Source organism: Aeromonas sp. TECH754, from assembly GCF_056279295.1.
Genome location: NZ_JBWBRA010000001.1, coordinates 3,770,001 through 3,784,503, shown reverse-complemented (window position 1 = coordinate 3,784,503; position 14,503 = coordinate 3,770,001). Strand labels below are relative to the sequence as shown.

The window sequence follows — 14,503 nt, the reverse complement described above, 5'->3', positions numbered from 1 at the left end:
ACGACAAATATCAGCAACGCCTTGCCTTGGCCCCAGCACTGTATATACTGCCAGTGTGCTGTATAAAAAGACAGGTGCCCATGCTATGAAACCTCTTACCCCCCGCCAGGCTGAAGTGCTGGCGCTTATCAAGGCGAACATGAGCGAGACCGGTATGCCGCCGACTCGTGCTGAGATCGCCCAGAAGCTTGGTTTCAAGTCGGCCAATGCGGCCGAGGAACATCTGAAGGCCCTGGCCAAGAAAGGGGTCATCGAGATCATGCCCGGTACCTCCCGCGGCATCCGTCTGCTGATCGAAGAAGAGGAAGCCGCGCCGGAAGAGAGCGGTCTGCCACTGATCGGCAAGGTGGCGGCGGGCGAACCCATCCTGGCCCAGGAACACATCGAGAGCCACTATCAGGTGGATCCCGCCCTGTTCCACCCACGAGCAGACTTCCTGCTGCGGGTACAGGGGATGAGCATGAAGAACATCGGCATCATGGATGGCGATCTGCTGGCGGTACACAAGACCCAGGACGTGCGCAATGGCCAGGTCGTGGTGGCTCGCCTCGATGAGGATGTCACCGTCAAGCGCTTCCAGCGCAAGGGCAGCCAGGTGTGGCTGCTGCCGGAAAACGAAGAGCTCGCGCCCATCTCGGTGGATCTCTCCAGCCAGCATCTGACCATAGAGGGGCTGGCGGTCGGCGTGATCCGCAATGCCGACTGGATGTAAGATCCGGTAATGAGATCTGATGGACGGCCTCCTGCGGGAGGCCGTCTTGTTTCTGCCGTTTGCCCCGCCTGCTTGTTTCTCCCCGATACCCAGCATTTTCTGCCCCATCGTTTGCTACAAAAGAAAGCGGCAAAGCGAGCGCAACAATGAGAGTGCCGCCACACAGCCGGCATTTCGGATATATCCTTTGAGGAGGCGCGATGCGCCGTTACCGGGCCACGGGATCGGCCATGATCCGGATTGTTGCCTGAACCGGCCAGCACAAGGTCGAAGGGATGCAACACTGGCGACCGCCAAGGCGGCGCCGGAGAGAAGGGAGAGTCGTCAGGGCGCTCGCACAGAGTCCATGACCCGGCACGACTCAGTCAGTACGCGACGGTGTTTTGCCTGTCATCCTGATGGCAGGACACTGGTCGACGTGGCCTGTTGAGCAAGGAGGACAGGTATGGCTTCAAGCTCGCCATGGGATCCGGGTCTGGCCGCAGCGCCCGCATCCTCCATTACCCGGTTCATCAAGGGCAGTCGGATGACGTGGTTCTATGCGCTCTGGGTGTATCACAAGGGGGATGGCTGGACCATCTGGCTGGGATGCCCCAAGGACAAGATTGTCCATCTGGTACGCCTGTTTCGCCGCCACCACGACATAGGGTTGCCGGATGCCCCCTGGGTTGCCCCGGTCGTTCCATTGCACGCCGTGGCCCGGCGTCCCCAGGCGCAGCACCGGCGGCGACCCTGATCCATTTCGCCAGCATGCTGTGAGCCCCACCTGACGTGGGGCTTCTGTTTTTTCCTATCCATGATGAATAATGAGGGCCAGCGTAGCCCGAACTGACCCTCTTTGTGCCCGATATCCGGACTCCGGGGTAGCCAGAGGCGGCATGCTCCGGGTTACAATACCCCTGCACCGGGCCCGCCCCATCGCCTGAATAGACTAGCAAGGCTCTGTTTTATATGATTAAACCACGTTACCCCCTGCTGTTTTTGCTGCTGGTTGGCAGCATGATGATCGCATACAGTTGGAGCCAGCCTTCCTTGCCAGAGCAGGCTGACTATTATCCGGCGGGGCGGGATATCAACCCCTTCACCCTCACCGACGGCGATGGCAAACCCTTCACTGCGGCCAGTCTGAGCGGGCATTGGACCTTCCTGTTTCTCGGTTATACCTATTGCCCGGACATCTGCCCGACCACGCTGGCCGATCTGCGCTCCGTCTATCCTGAATTGCAGAAAATCGCGCCCGGCAGTCAGGTGGCCTTCATCTCGGCGGATCCCCAGCGGGATGACAGCGCCCGCCTCAAGCGCTACACCGCCTTCTTCCAGCCGGAGTTCAAGGCGGCCACCGGCCCTCACAACCAGCTGTTTCCCTTCGTGCGCAACCTCGGCCTCGTCTACTCCATCGTCGATCACGGCAGCAAGGATTACCTGATAGACCACTCGGCCTCGATCGTCCTGATCAGTCCAGAGGGCAAGATGACGGCCGTGTTCAGACCTCAGATGGACTCAGGTCAGGTGCCTCATGTGGCGATGAAAACCCTGGTCTCGGACTTCGCGCGGATAGTGCGGCTGGCCGACCAGTGATGCTGCAAAACTGGCCCTGCCCATGCTGATCCCGCATTGGTTGCGCGATCCCCGGCGCCACCGCGCCGTGTTTGTGCTTGCCCTGCCGATGGTGTTTTCCAACGTCACCACCCCGCTGCTCGGGCTGGTGGATACCTGGGTGATTGGTCATCTCGGTCAAGCCTGGTTTCTCGGCGGCGTCTCGGTCGGGGCGACCCTCATCAATCTGCTCTTCTGGTTGCTGGGTTTCCTGCGCATGTCCACCACCGGGCTGACGGCCCAGGCCCACGGCGCCGCCAGTGCCGAGGGGACGCTGGACACCCTGGCGCGGGCGCTGGGGTTGGCGATCGGTCTGGGAATGGCGTTGTTGCTGCTGTTGTTACCCTTCTTGCCGGCCCTCATCGGGCTGAGTGGCGGCTCCCCCGAGGTGCAGGGTTATGCCGCAGAATATGTGTCGGTCCGGATCTGGAGCGCCCCCGCTGCGCTGTGCAATCTGGTCATCATGGGTTGGCTGCTGGGCATGCAGGACGCCCGCAGCCCCATGCTGCTGCTGATCCTGAGCAATCTCGTCAACATGGTGCTGGATACCTGGTTCGTGCTGGGACTGGGCTGGCAGGTCAAGGGGGTGGCGGCCGCCTCCTTGCTGGCGGATTACAGCGCGCTGGGGGTCGGGCTCTGGCTGGTGAGCCGCCGGCTGCACCAGATGTCGGCCGAGGTGTGGCAGGGTGCCTGGCTGCGCTGGTGGCAGTGGTCCGCGGTGCGGCGCCTGCTCGGTCTGAACCGGGACATCTTCATCCGTTCTCTCTGCCTGCAACTCTGCTTTGCCTTCATGACCCTGCAGGGGGCGCGGCTGGGCGATGTGGCGGTGGCTGCCAACGCGGTGCTGCTCAACTTCCTGATGCTCATCTCCTACGGACTGGACGGATTCGCCTACGCGGTGGAGGCCATGGTGGGGCGCGCCATCGGGCGGCGGGATCGACAGGGATTGCGCGAGGCCATAGTGCTGAACCTGGGCTGGGCATTGTTGATCGCCCTCGGCTTCACCCTGGCGTTTGGATTTGGGGGGCAACGGCTCATCACCCAGATCACCGACATCCCGGCGGTGATCGCCGAGGCGAGCCGCCAGCTACCCTGGCTGGTTGCCATGCCGATGCTGGCGGTCTGGTGCTTCCTGCTGGATGGGGTCTTCATCGGCGCGACTCGCGCCCGGGAGATGCGCAACAGCATGCTGGTGGCGGTCTTTGTCGGCTTCTTCCCGGCCTGGTGGTTGTGCCAGTCGTGGGGGGTATCCGCCCTGTGGGCCGCGATGACGGCCCTGATGGCGGGACGTGGACTGACCCTTGGCTGGCTATGCTGGCAACTGGAGCGGGATGGCCGCCTGCTGGGGCAGGGGGCGGCCGAGCCGACCTGGCAGGAGCGATAACTCGCCGGGGTCGGCGGCCGGCTTAGGCTTATTCCTCGGCTGGATTAGAGCGAACCTTCATAGCCAAACTGGCGCCAGCTCTCATACACGAAGACGGAGACCGCATTGGCCAGGTTCATGCTGCGGCTCTGGGGCAACATGGGGATGCGCAGCCGTTGCTCGAACGGCAGGCTCTCGATGATCTCCGCCGGCAGACCGCGGCTCTCCGGGCCGAACAGCAGGGCATCTCCTTGCGCAAACTGCACCGCCGAGTGAGCGGTGCGCCCCTTGGTGGTACAGGCGAATACCCGCTTGGGCGCCACCGCTGCCAGGAAAGCCTCGTAGCTCGGCCAGCGTTTCACCTCGGCAAACTCGTGATAGTCGAGTCCGGCCCGCTTCACCCGCTTGTCATCCCACTCAAACCCCAGCGGCTCTATCAGGTGCAACCGGTAGCCGGTGTTGGCACACAGACGGATGATGTTGCCGGTATTGGGCGGAATTTCCGGTTGATAGAGCACTATGTCGAGCATGACGGGGTCCTGAGGGCGCAATGAGGGCGCCAGCATACCCAGCGCCCGCCGGGATGAAAAGGGGGAGTCTCACGGCAGCGGCAGGTGGATGGTGATGATCAGCTCACTCAGTTGGTTATTGCTGGCCCGAATTGGGTTGGAAGGGTGCAATCAGGGCCAGTACTCAGCGGAATGAAAAGCAGAGCCTCATGCCATGGGCAGGCGGATGGTGATGATCAGCCCGTTCGGCTGGTTGCTGCTGGCCTTGATGGTGCCGCCATGCTGCTGGATCGCCTCGGCGGCGATGGCGAGACCCAGCCCGGTGCCGCCGGTCTTGGCGTTGCGGGCATCGTCCACCCGAAAGAACGGCAGGAACAGTTGCGCCTGTTGCTCGATCGGCACGCCGGGGCCGTCATCCCGGATGGTCATCACCCACATCCTTCCCTCCCGATACCAGTCCGCCTGGATGAACTCGCGGGCATACTTGAGTGCATTGCGCAGCGGGTTTTCCAATGCCCTGGCCAGCAGTTCGGGCCGCATCATGAGTGATTCCGTCGGCAGGGCAGGCAGGCGCAGCTGCTTGCCGTTCTGGTTTGCCTCGAACATGGCGTCGTCGAGGATGGGTTCCAGCAACTCCGCCAGCGGCAGCAGCACGGGGGCCTCCACGTGTTGCTGCACCCGCGACAAGTCCAGCAGATCCCCGATCAGCTTGTCGAGCCGCGCGATCTCGGTTTCGATCCGTGCCAGCTCACTGCTATCGCCCTGCTTGCGGCGGATCAGCGCCTGTGCCAATTGAATGCGGGTGAGGGGGCTGCGCAGTTCGTGGGAGATGTCGGACAGCAGTTGTTTCTGCTTCTGGATCATGCTCTTGAGGGTATCCACCATGTCGCTGACGTGATCCGCCAGCTGGCCAATCTCATCCTGCTTGCCGAGGTTGGGGATCCGGGTCTCCAGCTTGCCCTGCGCCAGTTGGGAGACGGCCTGCTGCAACTGCAAGATGGGGCGGGTCAGCCGCCAGGCCAGCAGCAGACAGAGCGGGGTGCTGACCAGCATGGCGATGCCCAGGATCTGGATGGGGTGATCCAGGATCTGGATGAACAGGAAGAGGTGGGAGTTTTCGACGTTGAGGCCGAAGTAGACGTGATAAGGCTGGCCGTGGTACTGCATCAGGAAGGGGCCAGCAATGGCCCGCTTGTGCTCGCTGCTCAGCATGGGCTTGGCCGGGTTGTCCGAGTCCAGCATGAAGCGGGTGACAAACTTGTTGGGCTTGGTGGTGAACTGCAGCTGGCCTTTGGCGTCGCGCAGATAGACGTTGTCCACCGGCAGCAGGCCGGTGGCCGCCATCGCCTGGGAGAGGTTGAAGTCTCGGTCCGGATCCGCTCCCCGCTGCAGCGCCATCAGGTTGTTGTTCATCCGGCTGACCTCGTGTTCGGGGAGCGGGATGGTATTGCGGGGATCCAGGGTCGGCAGTATGACTACGGCGGCCATCATCAGCAGCAGGATCAGCCAGAACCAAAGGAAAATCTGGGTTGAAAGTCCACCAAGCGACCGGTTCATCGTCATGCCTGTTCCAGCCAGAGATAGCCCCGGCCGCGCACCGTCTTGAAGCGGGGCTGGCCATCGCCGCGCTCCGGCAGCTTCTTGCGCAGGTTGCTCAGGTGCATGTCGATAGCCCGATCGAAGGGCTCAAGCTTCTTGCCAAGCACTTGTTCAGAAAGCAGATTTTTGCTGACGATCTGGCCTGGGCTGCGCAGCAGACACTCCAGCAGGCCAAATTCGGTGGCGGTGAGATCCAGCAGCTGACCGTCGCTGTGGGCCTGTTGCAGACCGGGTTGCAGCACCAGATCCATGAACCGCAGCTCGTCGGCGCCGCCGCGCTGGGGTTGCAGGTTCTGGGTGCGGCGCAGGATGGCGCGCACCCTTGCCAGCAGCTCCCTGTCGTCGAACGGCTTGGCGAGATAGTCGTCGGCCCCTGCTTCCAGTCCGTTCACCCTGTCCTGACTGTCACCGCGCGCGGTCAGCATCAGCACCGGAGTCTCATGGCGCTTGCGCAGCTTGGCCAGCATGGCGAAACCGTTGAGTCTGGGCATCATCACATCCAGCAGCACCAGATCGAACGTCTGCTCCGCCAGCCGCTGCAATCCCTCCTCGCCATCCTCGGCGACCGTGACCTCGAAGCCCTCCAGTGTCAGGATCTCGGTCAGCAGTTGGGTCAGATCGAGATCGTCGTCGACCAGGAGTATTTTGTTCATCTGGGGTCACTCCGTTGATTTTGCACGCCAAACTGACGCTAGGGTCAGGGTATAATAAATTTTTACACGCCAGAGGAAAGCCGGTTTTGAGCCATCAACAATATTCTCGCTGGGTCACCCTGGCCAGCGTGGCGGCGGTCACCGTTGCGACCCTGCTGATCATCGGCAAACTGATCGCCTGGTTGATGACGGATTCGTCCAGCCTGCTCGCCTCCCTGACCGACTCCTTCATGGACGTCAGCGCCTCCCTCATCAACCTGTTCGCGATCCGCTACGCCCTGGTGCCGGCGGATGAGGAGCATCGCTTCGGCCACGGCAAGGCGGAGTCGCTGGCAGGGCTCATCCAGTCGGCTTTCATCTCGGGCTCGGCGCTGCTGCTGGTGATGCACGGCATCTCCTCCCTGCTCAATCAGGTACCGGTACAGCGGCTGGAGGCCGGGCTTTGGGTCAGTGGCGGCTCCATCCTGTTGACCCTGCTGCTGGTCAGCTTCCAGCGCTGGGTGGTGCAGCGTACCAGGAGCGTGGCCATCAAGGCCGACATGCTGCACTACCGTTCCGATCTGCTGCTCAACGCCGGCGTGCTGCTGGCCCTGGTGCTGACGGGGCAGGGCTGGTACTGGGCCGATGGCCTGTTCGCCATCCTGATCGGCCTGTTCCTGGTGTGGGGTGCCATCCAGATCGGCTACGAATCGGTGCAGGCCCTGCTCGATCGTCAGTTGCCAGCAGAAGAACAAGCGAGAATAATGGCGCTCTGCTGTGCCGTAGAGGGGGTACATGGTGTACATGATCTGCGTACCCGCCAATCCGGGCCCACCCGTTTCGTACAATTGCATCTGGAGCTTGATGATCAACTTCCCTTGGTCAAGGCCCACCAGATCGCCGACGAGGCTGAACTGGCCGTGCGCCAGTCATTCGAGCGGATGGATGTGATCATTCACATGGACCCCATCTCGGTGCTGAAAAAAGAACAACAAGGCCCTCACCCCGAACAACAGTAGGCTGCAACATGGACGATCTGGTTGCCCAAACGTGGCAAAAAATTCAGCAAGAAGCGCAGTGCATGGCGGCCCAGGAGCCCATGCTGGCCAGCTTCTTCCACTCCACCATCCTCAACCACGGGGATCTGCGCTCGGCGCTCAGCTTCCAGCTTGCCAACAAGCTCGACAGCACCACCATGCCGGCCATCGCCCTGCGTGAGGTGATCGAACTGGCCCTGCGCAGCGAACCCGAGCTGCTGGACATGGTCGCCGCCGATATCTGCGCGGTGCAGGACCGGGATCCCGCCGTCGACCTCTTCTCGACCCCGCTGCTCTACCTCAAGGGCTTCCACGCCCTGCAAGGCTACCGGGTCGCCAACTGGCTGTGGCGTCAGGGCCGCCGCTCGCTGGCACTCTATCTGCAAAACCAGATCTCGGTGGTGTTCGGGGTCGACGTGCACCCGGCCGCGCGGATCGGCAAGGGCATCATGTTTGACCACGCCACCGGCATAGTGGTCGGTGAGACGGCGGTGATCGAGGACGATGTCTCCATCCTGCAGAGCGTGACCCTGGGCGGGACCGGCAAGGAGAGCGGTGATCGCCACCCCAAGATCCGGGAAGGGGTGATGATAGGGGCGGGTGCCAAGGTGCTTGGCAACATCGAGGTGGGCGTGGGCGCCAAGATAGGTGCCGGCAGCGTGGTGATCAATCCCGTACCGCCCCACACCACGGTCGCCGGCGTACCGGCCAGGATCGTGGGTCGGCCGGAGTGCGACAAACCTTCCTTCGATATGAATCAGAACATCTGACGTGGTCAAACGCTGGTCAGGTTATCTGATCCTGGGGATGTGGCTGCTCAACCTGTTGCATCTCTATCTCGGATTCTCCCCCTGGCCGGCGGCCATCGCCGCCTGGGCCGCCTCTCTGCTCACCTGGCCCTGGCTGGTGGGCGCCGCCCGGCGTCAGGCCATGGCCCTCTACGGCGCGGCGCTATTGCTGCTTATCTTCTCCTGGTGGCGCGGGGCCAGCCTCAGCCCCGGCGACTGGCTGCTGCCCAACATCAACATGCTCACCATGTTCGCCGCCGTCAGCACCCTCAACCTCGCGACCTCCGGCCTGCTGACCGGTACCAGCTCCTGGTCGGGGCGCAAGGGGCTGTGGAGCACCATGGCCAGCCTCAACCTGCTGGGTGCCGTCATCAACCTCTCGGTGTTGTTCATCATCGGCGATCGGCTGGAGAAAAACGGCACCCTGGAGCGGCGCCAAATCATGGTGCTGAGCCGGATCTTCTGCGCGGCCGCCTTCTGGTCACCCTTCTTCGTCGCCATGGCGGTGGCGCTGACCTATGCCCCCGGCCTGCAACTTTCCAGCATACTGCCGTTTGGCATCATCGCCGCCCTGCTGGCGATGGGGCTGACGGCCTGGCAGGTGGAGCGGCTCGGGGTGGCCGACTTCGAGGGCTATCCGCTGCGGCTGCAGACGCTCGGGTTGCCGGTGACGCTGGCGCTGCTGGTCTTGCTGATCAACCGGCTCTGGCCAGGGCTCAGCATCCTCGCGGTGATTGCGCTGGTGGCTCCTTTGCTGGCGCTGCTGTTCATGCCGAGCAAGGGGCGAGGGGCAGCCCTCAAGCGGCAGGTGGTGGAGCGTTTCCCCGCCATCGGCGGCCAGCTGGTGTTGTTCCTCGGGGCCGGCCTGCTGGCGGCGGGCATCAACAGCGCCTTGTCGGTGCTGGAGTTGGGGGACGGTCACGGTCTGCCGCTGTTCAATGACTTCGGCTGGCTGGAAGCCAGTCTGACCCTGCTGCTGATCTTCCTGGTGGCCATCATAGGCGTGCACCCGCTCATCAGCATCTCTGGCGTCGCCCCCTTGCTGTGGCCGCTCTCGCCAGATCCCAGCCTGCTCGGCATGTGCTTCCTGCTGGGTTGGGGGCTGGCCACCGGTACCAGTCCGCTGTCCGGCTCCAACCTGGCGCTGGCGTCACGCTACAATCTGAGCGCCGGCTTGCTGCTGCGCTGGAATCTGCTTTACGGCCTGCTGATGTACGGGGTCGCCTGCCTGTTGATGGGGGCCTTCATCGCCCTGCATGGATGAGGGTAACAGTGACTTGAGTCTGGGGTTATCGGTGCGGTATATATCGCAATTGTGCTGTTGCAAACATCCCGAATCGTGGTTCCTGCTGCCTGCGAGAAAAATAGACGCATATTTAGGCAATACCGGCAGGGAAGGCGCATTTTACGGCGCACCGTCTTGTTTGTGCCGAGCGCATCAGGGTATGCTGGCTTCACGCGCTTGAATCGCCCTCTGTGGGGCATCGCAATTGAACAAACAGGTATGCATATGTCACTAGAAGTCCTTGAGCAACTCGAATCCAAAGTACAATCCGCCGTCGACAACATCTCCCTGCTGAAGATGGAGCTGGACGAGCTGAAAGAGCAGAACAACAAGCTGCAAGACGAGAACCATCTGCTGCGCAACGAGCACGTTGCCTGGCAAGAACGTCTGCGCGCCCTGCTGGGCAAGATGGATCAGATGGGCGAAGCCATCTAATTTCGTCGCTGCTGACAGGAATGAAAAGGGGCCGCTTGATAAGCGGCCCCTTTGTTTGCTGTCGCCTCTACATGGCGAGCAGCTGCCTGACCGTTTTCTCGATGCCGTCGGCCGCTTCTACTATGTTGTTTGCCAGCATATAAGCGGGGGTCGAGATCACCTTGCGTTCCTGATCCACTACGAATTCGCTAACCGGGCAGTTGAGATGACTGCCGCCCATGGCCTCGATGGCATTGGCGGTTGTCGCGTCATGACCGATGGTGGTCAGGGTGCCGGCGCCATAGACGAGCGGGATCATGGCCGGTGCGATGCAGATGTAGGCCGCCGGTTTGCGGGCCTTGGCGAAGCTCTGGCAGGCCTTGAGCACATCCGGCTGGATCTGGCAGTCGGCACCCGCAATGGCGAAGTCGCACAGGTTCTTGGCGGCGCCGAAGCCACCGGGCAGCAGCAGGGCGTCGAAGTCGGCCGCATCCAGCTCGGCCACATCCCGGATCTGACCGCGCACGATCCGGGCCGCCTCGACCAGCACGTTGCGGCTCTCCCCCTCGCTCACCTCGCCGGTCAGATGGTTGATGACATGCAACTGCTGCACGTTCGGTGCGAAGCATTGGACCTGGGCGCCCTGGCGGGCCAGCGCCAGCAGGCTGATGACGGTTTCGTGGATCTCGGCGCCGTCAAAGACGCCGCAGCCACTCAAGATCACGGCCACTTTTTTCATGGCGAACTCCTCGTTGTTGAAAATGTGAGCCAGGGTAGATTGTTGTACTTTTGTATGGTTATCGTTCGCCCTCCGCTGGTCAAGTCATCCCGCTGTGCTAGGATTGTTTCGTTTTGGATCCTGCCGTATCGCCCCCTTAAAATTTTTTCCACATTGATCGAGATCATAATGGTCGCATTGTGATCTGTTTTTATGATCTTAATTATTTGTTTTATATGTAATTTTTAAATTCAATCCACAGCTTTGTCACAGCGCTCCACTCATGCCCCCATTTTTGGACACAGAGTTATCCACAGTCTGTGGCCCGATTTATGGCCCGGGCGGCAAGGCGCCAGCCCCTTGGTGTGATGCGGGCCCTGTGGCATCCTAGCGACTGTTTATTCCTGGCAGGACGATTTCATGGCCCCTAGCAATCCCCTTATCTTGGTCGACGGCTCTTCATATCTTTACCGCGCCTTCTTCGCCTCCCAGCAGGCCGATCTGCGCACATCGACCGGGCTGCCGAGCGGCGCCGTCCGCGTGATGGCCAACATGATGCGCAGCCTGCGCAAGCAATATCCTGACTGCCACGTGGCCGTGGTGTTCGATGCCAAGGGCAAGACCTTCCGCGACGACATCTATCCCGAATACAAGGCGACCCGCGCCAGCATGCCGGACGACCTGCGCAGCCAGGTCGCTCCCATTCACCAGATGATCAAGGCGATGGGTTTCCCGTTCCTGATGGTGGAAGGGGTCGAGGCTGACGATGTGATCGGCACCCTGGCTCGCCAGGCGACCGAGAAGAAGCTGCCGGTGCTCATCAGCACAGGTGACAAGGACATGGCGCAGCTGGTCTCCGACCACGTCACCCTGATCGACACCATGAAGGACGTGACCACGGACCGGGAAGGGGTGATCGAGAAATTTGGCGTGCCGCCCGAGCTTATCATCGACTACCTGGCGCTGATGGGGGACAAGGTGGACAACATTCCCGGCATGACGGGGGTGGGCGAGAAGACCGCACTGGCCCTGTTGCAGGGGATCGGCAGCATCGATGAGATCGCCGCCAATCTGGACAAGGTGGCCGCCCTCGGTTTTCGTGGCTCCAAGGCGTTTGCCGACAAGTTCCGCGAGCAGGAAGAGCAGGTACGCCTCTCCTATCGTCTGGCGACCATCAAGACCGACGTGGAGCTGGAGCAGAGCCTGGAGCAGCTGTTGCTGAAACCGGTCGACAAGGAGTCCCTGCTGGAGGTCTATCGCGAATATGAACTGCGCAACCTGATCAAGGAGCTGGAGTCCGGCGAGGAGGGCGCTGGCGCGAGTGCCGGTCAGGAGCCGACGGATGAAGAGGCTGCCCCCGTCGTCGTCATCGAGACCGATTATCGCTGCATTCTGGACGAGGTCGAGTTTGACGAGTGGCTGGCACGGCTGACAGCCGCCCCGTTGTTTGCCTTCGACACCGAAACCACCAGTCTCGACTACATGGAGGCGCGGGTCGTCGGCGTCTCCTTCGCCGTCGAACCGGGCAAGGCGGCCTATGTGCCCTTCGGCCACGACTACCTGGGTGCGCCGACTCAGCTGACCGAGGCGCTGGTGTTGGGCAAACTCAAGCCGTTGCTGGAGGATGCTGCTCGTCTAAAGATTGGCCAGAACCTCAAGTACGATCGCAATGTGCTGCAGAACCACGGCATCGATCTGCAGGGCATCGCCTACGACACCATGCTCGAGTCCTACGTACTCAACTCCACCGCCAGCCGTCACGACATGGACTCCCTCGCCAGGAAATACCTGGGTGTCGAGACCATCTCGTTCGAAGAGATTGCCGGTAAGGGGGCCAAGCAGCTCACCTTCAACCAGATAGAGCTGGAGCAGGCTGCACCTTATGCGGCGGAAGATGCCGACATTACGCTGCGTCTGCACCAGGCCCTGTGGGGCAATCTGAGCAAACTGCCGGAACTGGCCAAGGTCTTCACCGAGATCGAGCTGCCCCTGTTGCCGGTGCTGGCAAGGATGGAGTTGATGGGCACCACCATAGATCCCAAGCTGCTGCATCAACAGAGCCAGGAGATTGAAGTGCGGCTGGCGGAGCTGGAGCGCCAGGCCCACGAGCTGGCCGGACAGGAGTTCAACCTCTCGTCCCCCAAACAGCTCGGCGAGATCCTGTTCGTCAAGCTGGGGCTGCCCATTCTCAAGAAGACGCCAAAGGGCGCCCCGTCCACCGCCGAAGAGGTGCTGGCCGAGCTGGCGGAGACCTATGAGCTGCCGCGCCTCTTGATGGAGCACCGTGGCTTGGCCAAGCTCAAGTCCACTTATACCGACAAGCTGCCGCTGATGATCAAGCCCCAGACCGGGCGGGTGCACACCTCCTATCATCAGGCGGTGGCGGCGACCGGGCGGCTCTCCTCCACCGATCCGAACCTGCAAAACATCCCGGTGCGCAACGAGCAGGGCCGCCGCATTCGGCAGGCCTTCATCCCGAGCGCCGGTTACAAGCTGGTGGCGGCGGATTACTCCCAGATTGAACTGCGCATCATGGCGCACCTCTCCGGCGACAAAGGGCTGCTGACCGCTTTCGCCGAGGGCAAGGACATCCACAAGGCGACCGCGGCCGAGGTGTTCGGTGTCGCGCTGGAGGCGGTGACCACCGACATGCGCCGCAGCGCCAAGGCGATCAACTTCGGCCTCATCTATGGCATGAGCGCCTTCGGTCTCGCCAAACAGCTGGGGATCGGCCGCGCCGAAGCGCAGAAGTACATGGATCTCTACTTCGAGCGCTACCCCGGCGTGCTCGACTACATGGAGCGCACCCGCCAGCAGGCCGAAGCTCAGGGCTATGTCGAAACCTTGTTCGGTCGCCGCCTCTATCTGCCGGACATCAAGTCCCGCAATGCCGGACTGCGCAAGGGCGCGGAGCGGGCGGCGATCAACGCCCCCATGCAAGGCACGGCGGCCGATATCATCAAGCGCGCCATGATCGGCGTCGATGGCTGGATCCAGGGAATTACCGACGGTTCCATCCATATGCTGATGCAGGTGCACGATGAACTGGTGTTCGAGATCCGTGAGGAGAAGCTGGAAGAGTACGTCGCCATCATCAAGCAGAAGATGTCGGCCGCCGCTGAACTGCACGTGCCGCTCGAGGTGGAAGCCGGGGTCGGTGACAACTGGGATCAGGCCCACTGATCCACCGCGAGTAGTCGCTAGCTATATATCAAGAAGATAAGCCCGGCATGATGCCGGGCTTTTTGTTTCTGTTCGAGATGCTGTGGCTCAGGCTTCCTGCAGATACTCGTCTTTGAGCAGCACGTAGTTGTCGGCGGAGATCTTCAGGAAGGCGATCTCGGCCGGTTTGAGTGCTCTGGCCTGTTTGACGGGATTGCCCATATACAAGAAGCCGGACTCGAGCCGCTTGCCTGGCGGTACCAGGCTGCCGGCACCTATCATCACGTCGTCTTCTACTATCACCCCATCCAGCAAGATGGCGCCCATGCCGACCAACACTCTATTGCCTATGGTGCAACCGTGCAGCATGGCCTTGTGGCCGACGGTGACATCCTCGCCGATCAGCAACGGATGACCATCGGGATTGCCGGCACTCCTGCGGCTGAGGTGTAGCACAGTGCCGTCTTGCACGTTGCTGCGGGCACCGATGCGAATGTGGTTCACATCACCCCGTGCCGCCACCAGGGGCCAGATGCTGGCATCGTCGCCGAGCTCGATATCTCCCACCAGGGTGGCGCAAGGGTCTACGTATACTCGTTTGCCCAGTTGCGGGCGTTTTCCTTTATAGGATCTCAGTCGCAAGTCCATCTTGGCCTCCTTGTTTTCGGCCATTCTAGCAATCCAGAAC

At 61.8% G+C, this 14,503-nt stretch carries 14 protein-coding genes; 9 read left to right on the top strand and 5 right to left on the bottom strand.

The features are described from left to right. Nucleotides 1-85: 85 nt before the first annotated feature. The 4 genes from lexA to ACZ9IL_RS17270 all read left to right on the top strand — a co-directional run bounded on the left by lexA (nt 86) and on the right by ACZ9IL_RS17270 (nt 3,692). Nucleotides 86-712, top strand: coding sequence for a transcriptional repressor LexA (lexA, locus tag ACZ9IL_RS17285; RefSeq protein ID WP_476004581.1), 627 nt, complete (start codon nt 86-88; stop codon nt 710-712). A 445-nt stretch (nt 713-1,157) separates the two neighbouring features. Next, nucleotides 1,158-1,448 (top strand): hypothetical protein, encoded by a 291-nt coding sequence (locus ACZ9IL_RS17280; RefSeq protein WP_476004580.1) that lies wholly within the window; start codon nt 1,158-1,160, stop codon nt 1,446-1,448. A 215-nt stretch (nt 1,449-1,663) separates the two neighbouring features. Continuing rightward, nucleotides 1,664-2,290 carry an SCO family protein gene (locus ACZ9IL_RS17275; RefSeq protein ID WP_476004579.1) on the top strand — a complete coding sequence of 209 codons (627 nt, stop codon included), beginning with the start codon at nt 1,664-1,666 and terminating at the stop codon, nt 2,288-2,290. A gap of 22 nt (nt 2,291-2,312) precedes the next feature. Further along, complete coding sequence (locus ACZ9IL_RS17270) at nt 2,313-3,692, top strand: MATE family efflux transporter (RefSeq protein WP_476004578.1); 1,380 nt, start codon at nt 2,313-2,315, stop codon at nt 3,690-3,692. Nucleotides 3,693-3,736: 44 nt separating this feature from the next. Here ACZ9IL_RS17270 and trmL read toward each other — a convergent pair whose 3' ends face one another. From trmL to ACZ9IL_RS17255, 3 genes are all read right to left on the bottom strand, one after another. Then, nucleotides 3,737-4,201 (bottom strand): tRNA (uridine(34)/cytosine(34)/5-carboxymethylaminomethyluridine(34)-2'-O)-methyltransferase TrmL, encoded by a 465-nt coding sequence (gene trmL, locus ACZ9IL_RS17265; RefSeq protein WP_476004577.1) that lies wholly within the window; start codon nt 4,199-4,201, stop codon nt 3,737-3,739. A 186-nt stretch (nt 4,202-4,387) separates the two neighbouring features. Further along, the gene (locus ACZ9IL_RS17260; RefSeq protein WP_476004576.1) at nt 4,388-5,743 is read right to left on the bottom strand and encodes an ATP-binding protein; all 1,356 of its coding nucleotides are present in this window, start codon (nt 5,741-5,743) and stop codon (nt 4,388-4,390) included. Then, nucleotides 5,740-6,432 (bottom strand): response regulator, encoded by a 693-nt coding sequence (locus tag ACZ9IL_RS17255; RefSeq protein WP_476004575.1) that lies wholly within the window; start codon nt 6,430-6,432, stop codon nt 5,740-5,742. The genes ACZ9IL_RS17260 and ACZ9IL_RS17255 overlap by 4 nt, the downstream gene beginning before the upstream one ends. An 86-nt stretch (nt 6,433-6,518) precedes the next feature. Between ACZ9IL_RS17255 and fieF the strand changes: the two genes are divergently transcribed. From fieF to ACZ9IL_RS17235, 4 genes are all read left to right on the top strand, one after another. Then, the gene (gene fieF / locus ACZ9IL_RS17250; RefSeq protein WP_476004574.1) at nt 6,519-7,430 is read left to right on the top strand and encodes a cation efflux pump FieF; all 912 of its coding nucleotides are present in this window, start codon (nt 6,519-6,521) and stop codon (nt 7,428-7,430) included. An 8-nt stretch (nt 7,431-7,438) separates the two neighbouring features. Beyond that, entirely contained in the window at nt 7,439-8,218 is a 780-nt protein-coding gene (cysE, locus tag ACZ9IL_RS17245) for a serine O-acetyltransferase (protein WP_476004573.1), read from the top strand. Between the two features lies 1 nt (nt 8,219). Continuing rightward, the gene (locus tag ACZ9IL_RS17240) at nt 8,220-9,500 is read left to right on the top strand and encodes a hypothetical protein (RefSeq protein ID WP_476004572.1); all 1,281 of its coding nucleotides are present in this window, start codon (nt 8,220-8,222) and stop codon (nt 9,498-9,500) included. Between the two features lie 246 nt (nt 9,501-9,746). Beyond that, the gene (locus tag ACZ9IL_RS17235; RefSeq protein WP_476004571.1) at nt 9,747-9,956 is read left to right on the top strand and encodes a cell division protein ZapB; all 210 of its coding nucleotides are present in this window, start codon (nt 9,747-9,749) and stop codon (nt 9,954-9,956) included. Nucleotides 9,957-10,023: 67 nt separating this feature from the next. Here ACZ9IL_RS17235 and elbB read toward each other — a convergent pair whose 3' ends face one another. Beyond that, nucleotides 10,024-10,674, bottom strand: coding sequence for an isoprenoid biosynthesis glyoxalase ElbB (gene elbB / locus ACZ9IL_RS17230; protein WP_476004570.1), 651 nt, complete (start codon nt 10,672-10,674; stop codon nt 10,024-10,026). Between the two features lie 399 nt (nt 10,675-11,073). Here elbB and polA point away from each other — a divergent pair, with 399 nt between their 5' ends. Further along, on the top strand, nt 11,074-13,836 hold the full coding sequence (gene polA / locus ACZ9IL_RS17225) for a DNA polymerase I (RefSeq protein WP_476004569.1): 2,763 nt from the start codon (nt 11,074-11,076) through the stop codon (nt 13,834-13,836). An 87-nt stretch (nt 13,837-13,923) separates the two neighbouring features. On the opposite strand, the gene ACZ9IL_RS17220 is transcribed toward polA, so the two are convergent. After that, nucleotides 13,924-14,487, bottom strand: a complete 564-nt coding sequence (locus ACZ9IL_RS17220; protein ID WP_476004568.1) for a gamma carbonic anhydrase family protein — start codon at nt 14,485-14,487, stop codon at nt 13,924-13,926. Between the last annotated feature and the right edge of the window lie 16 nt (nt 14,488-14,503).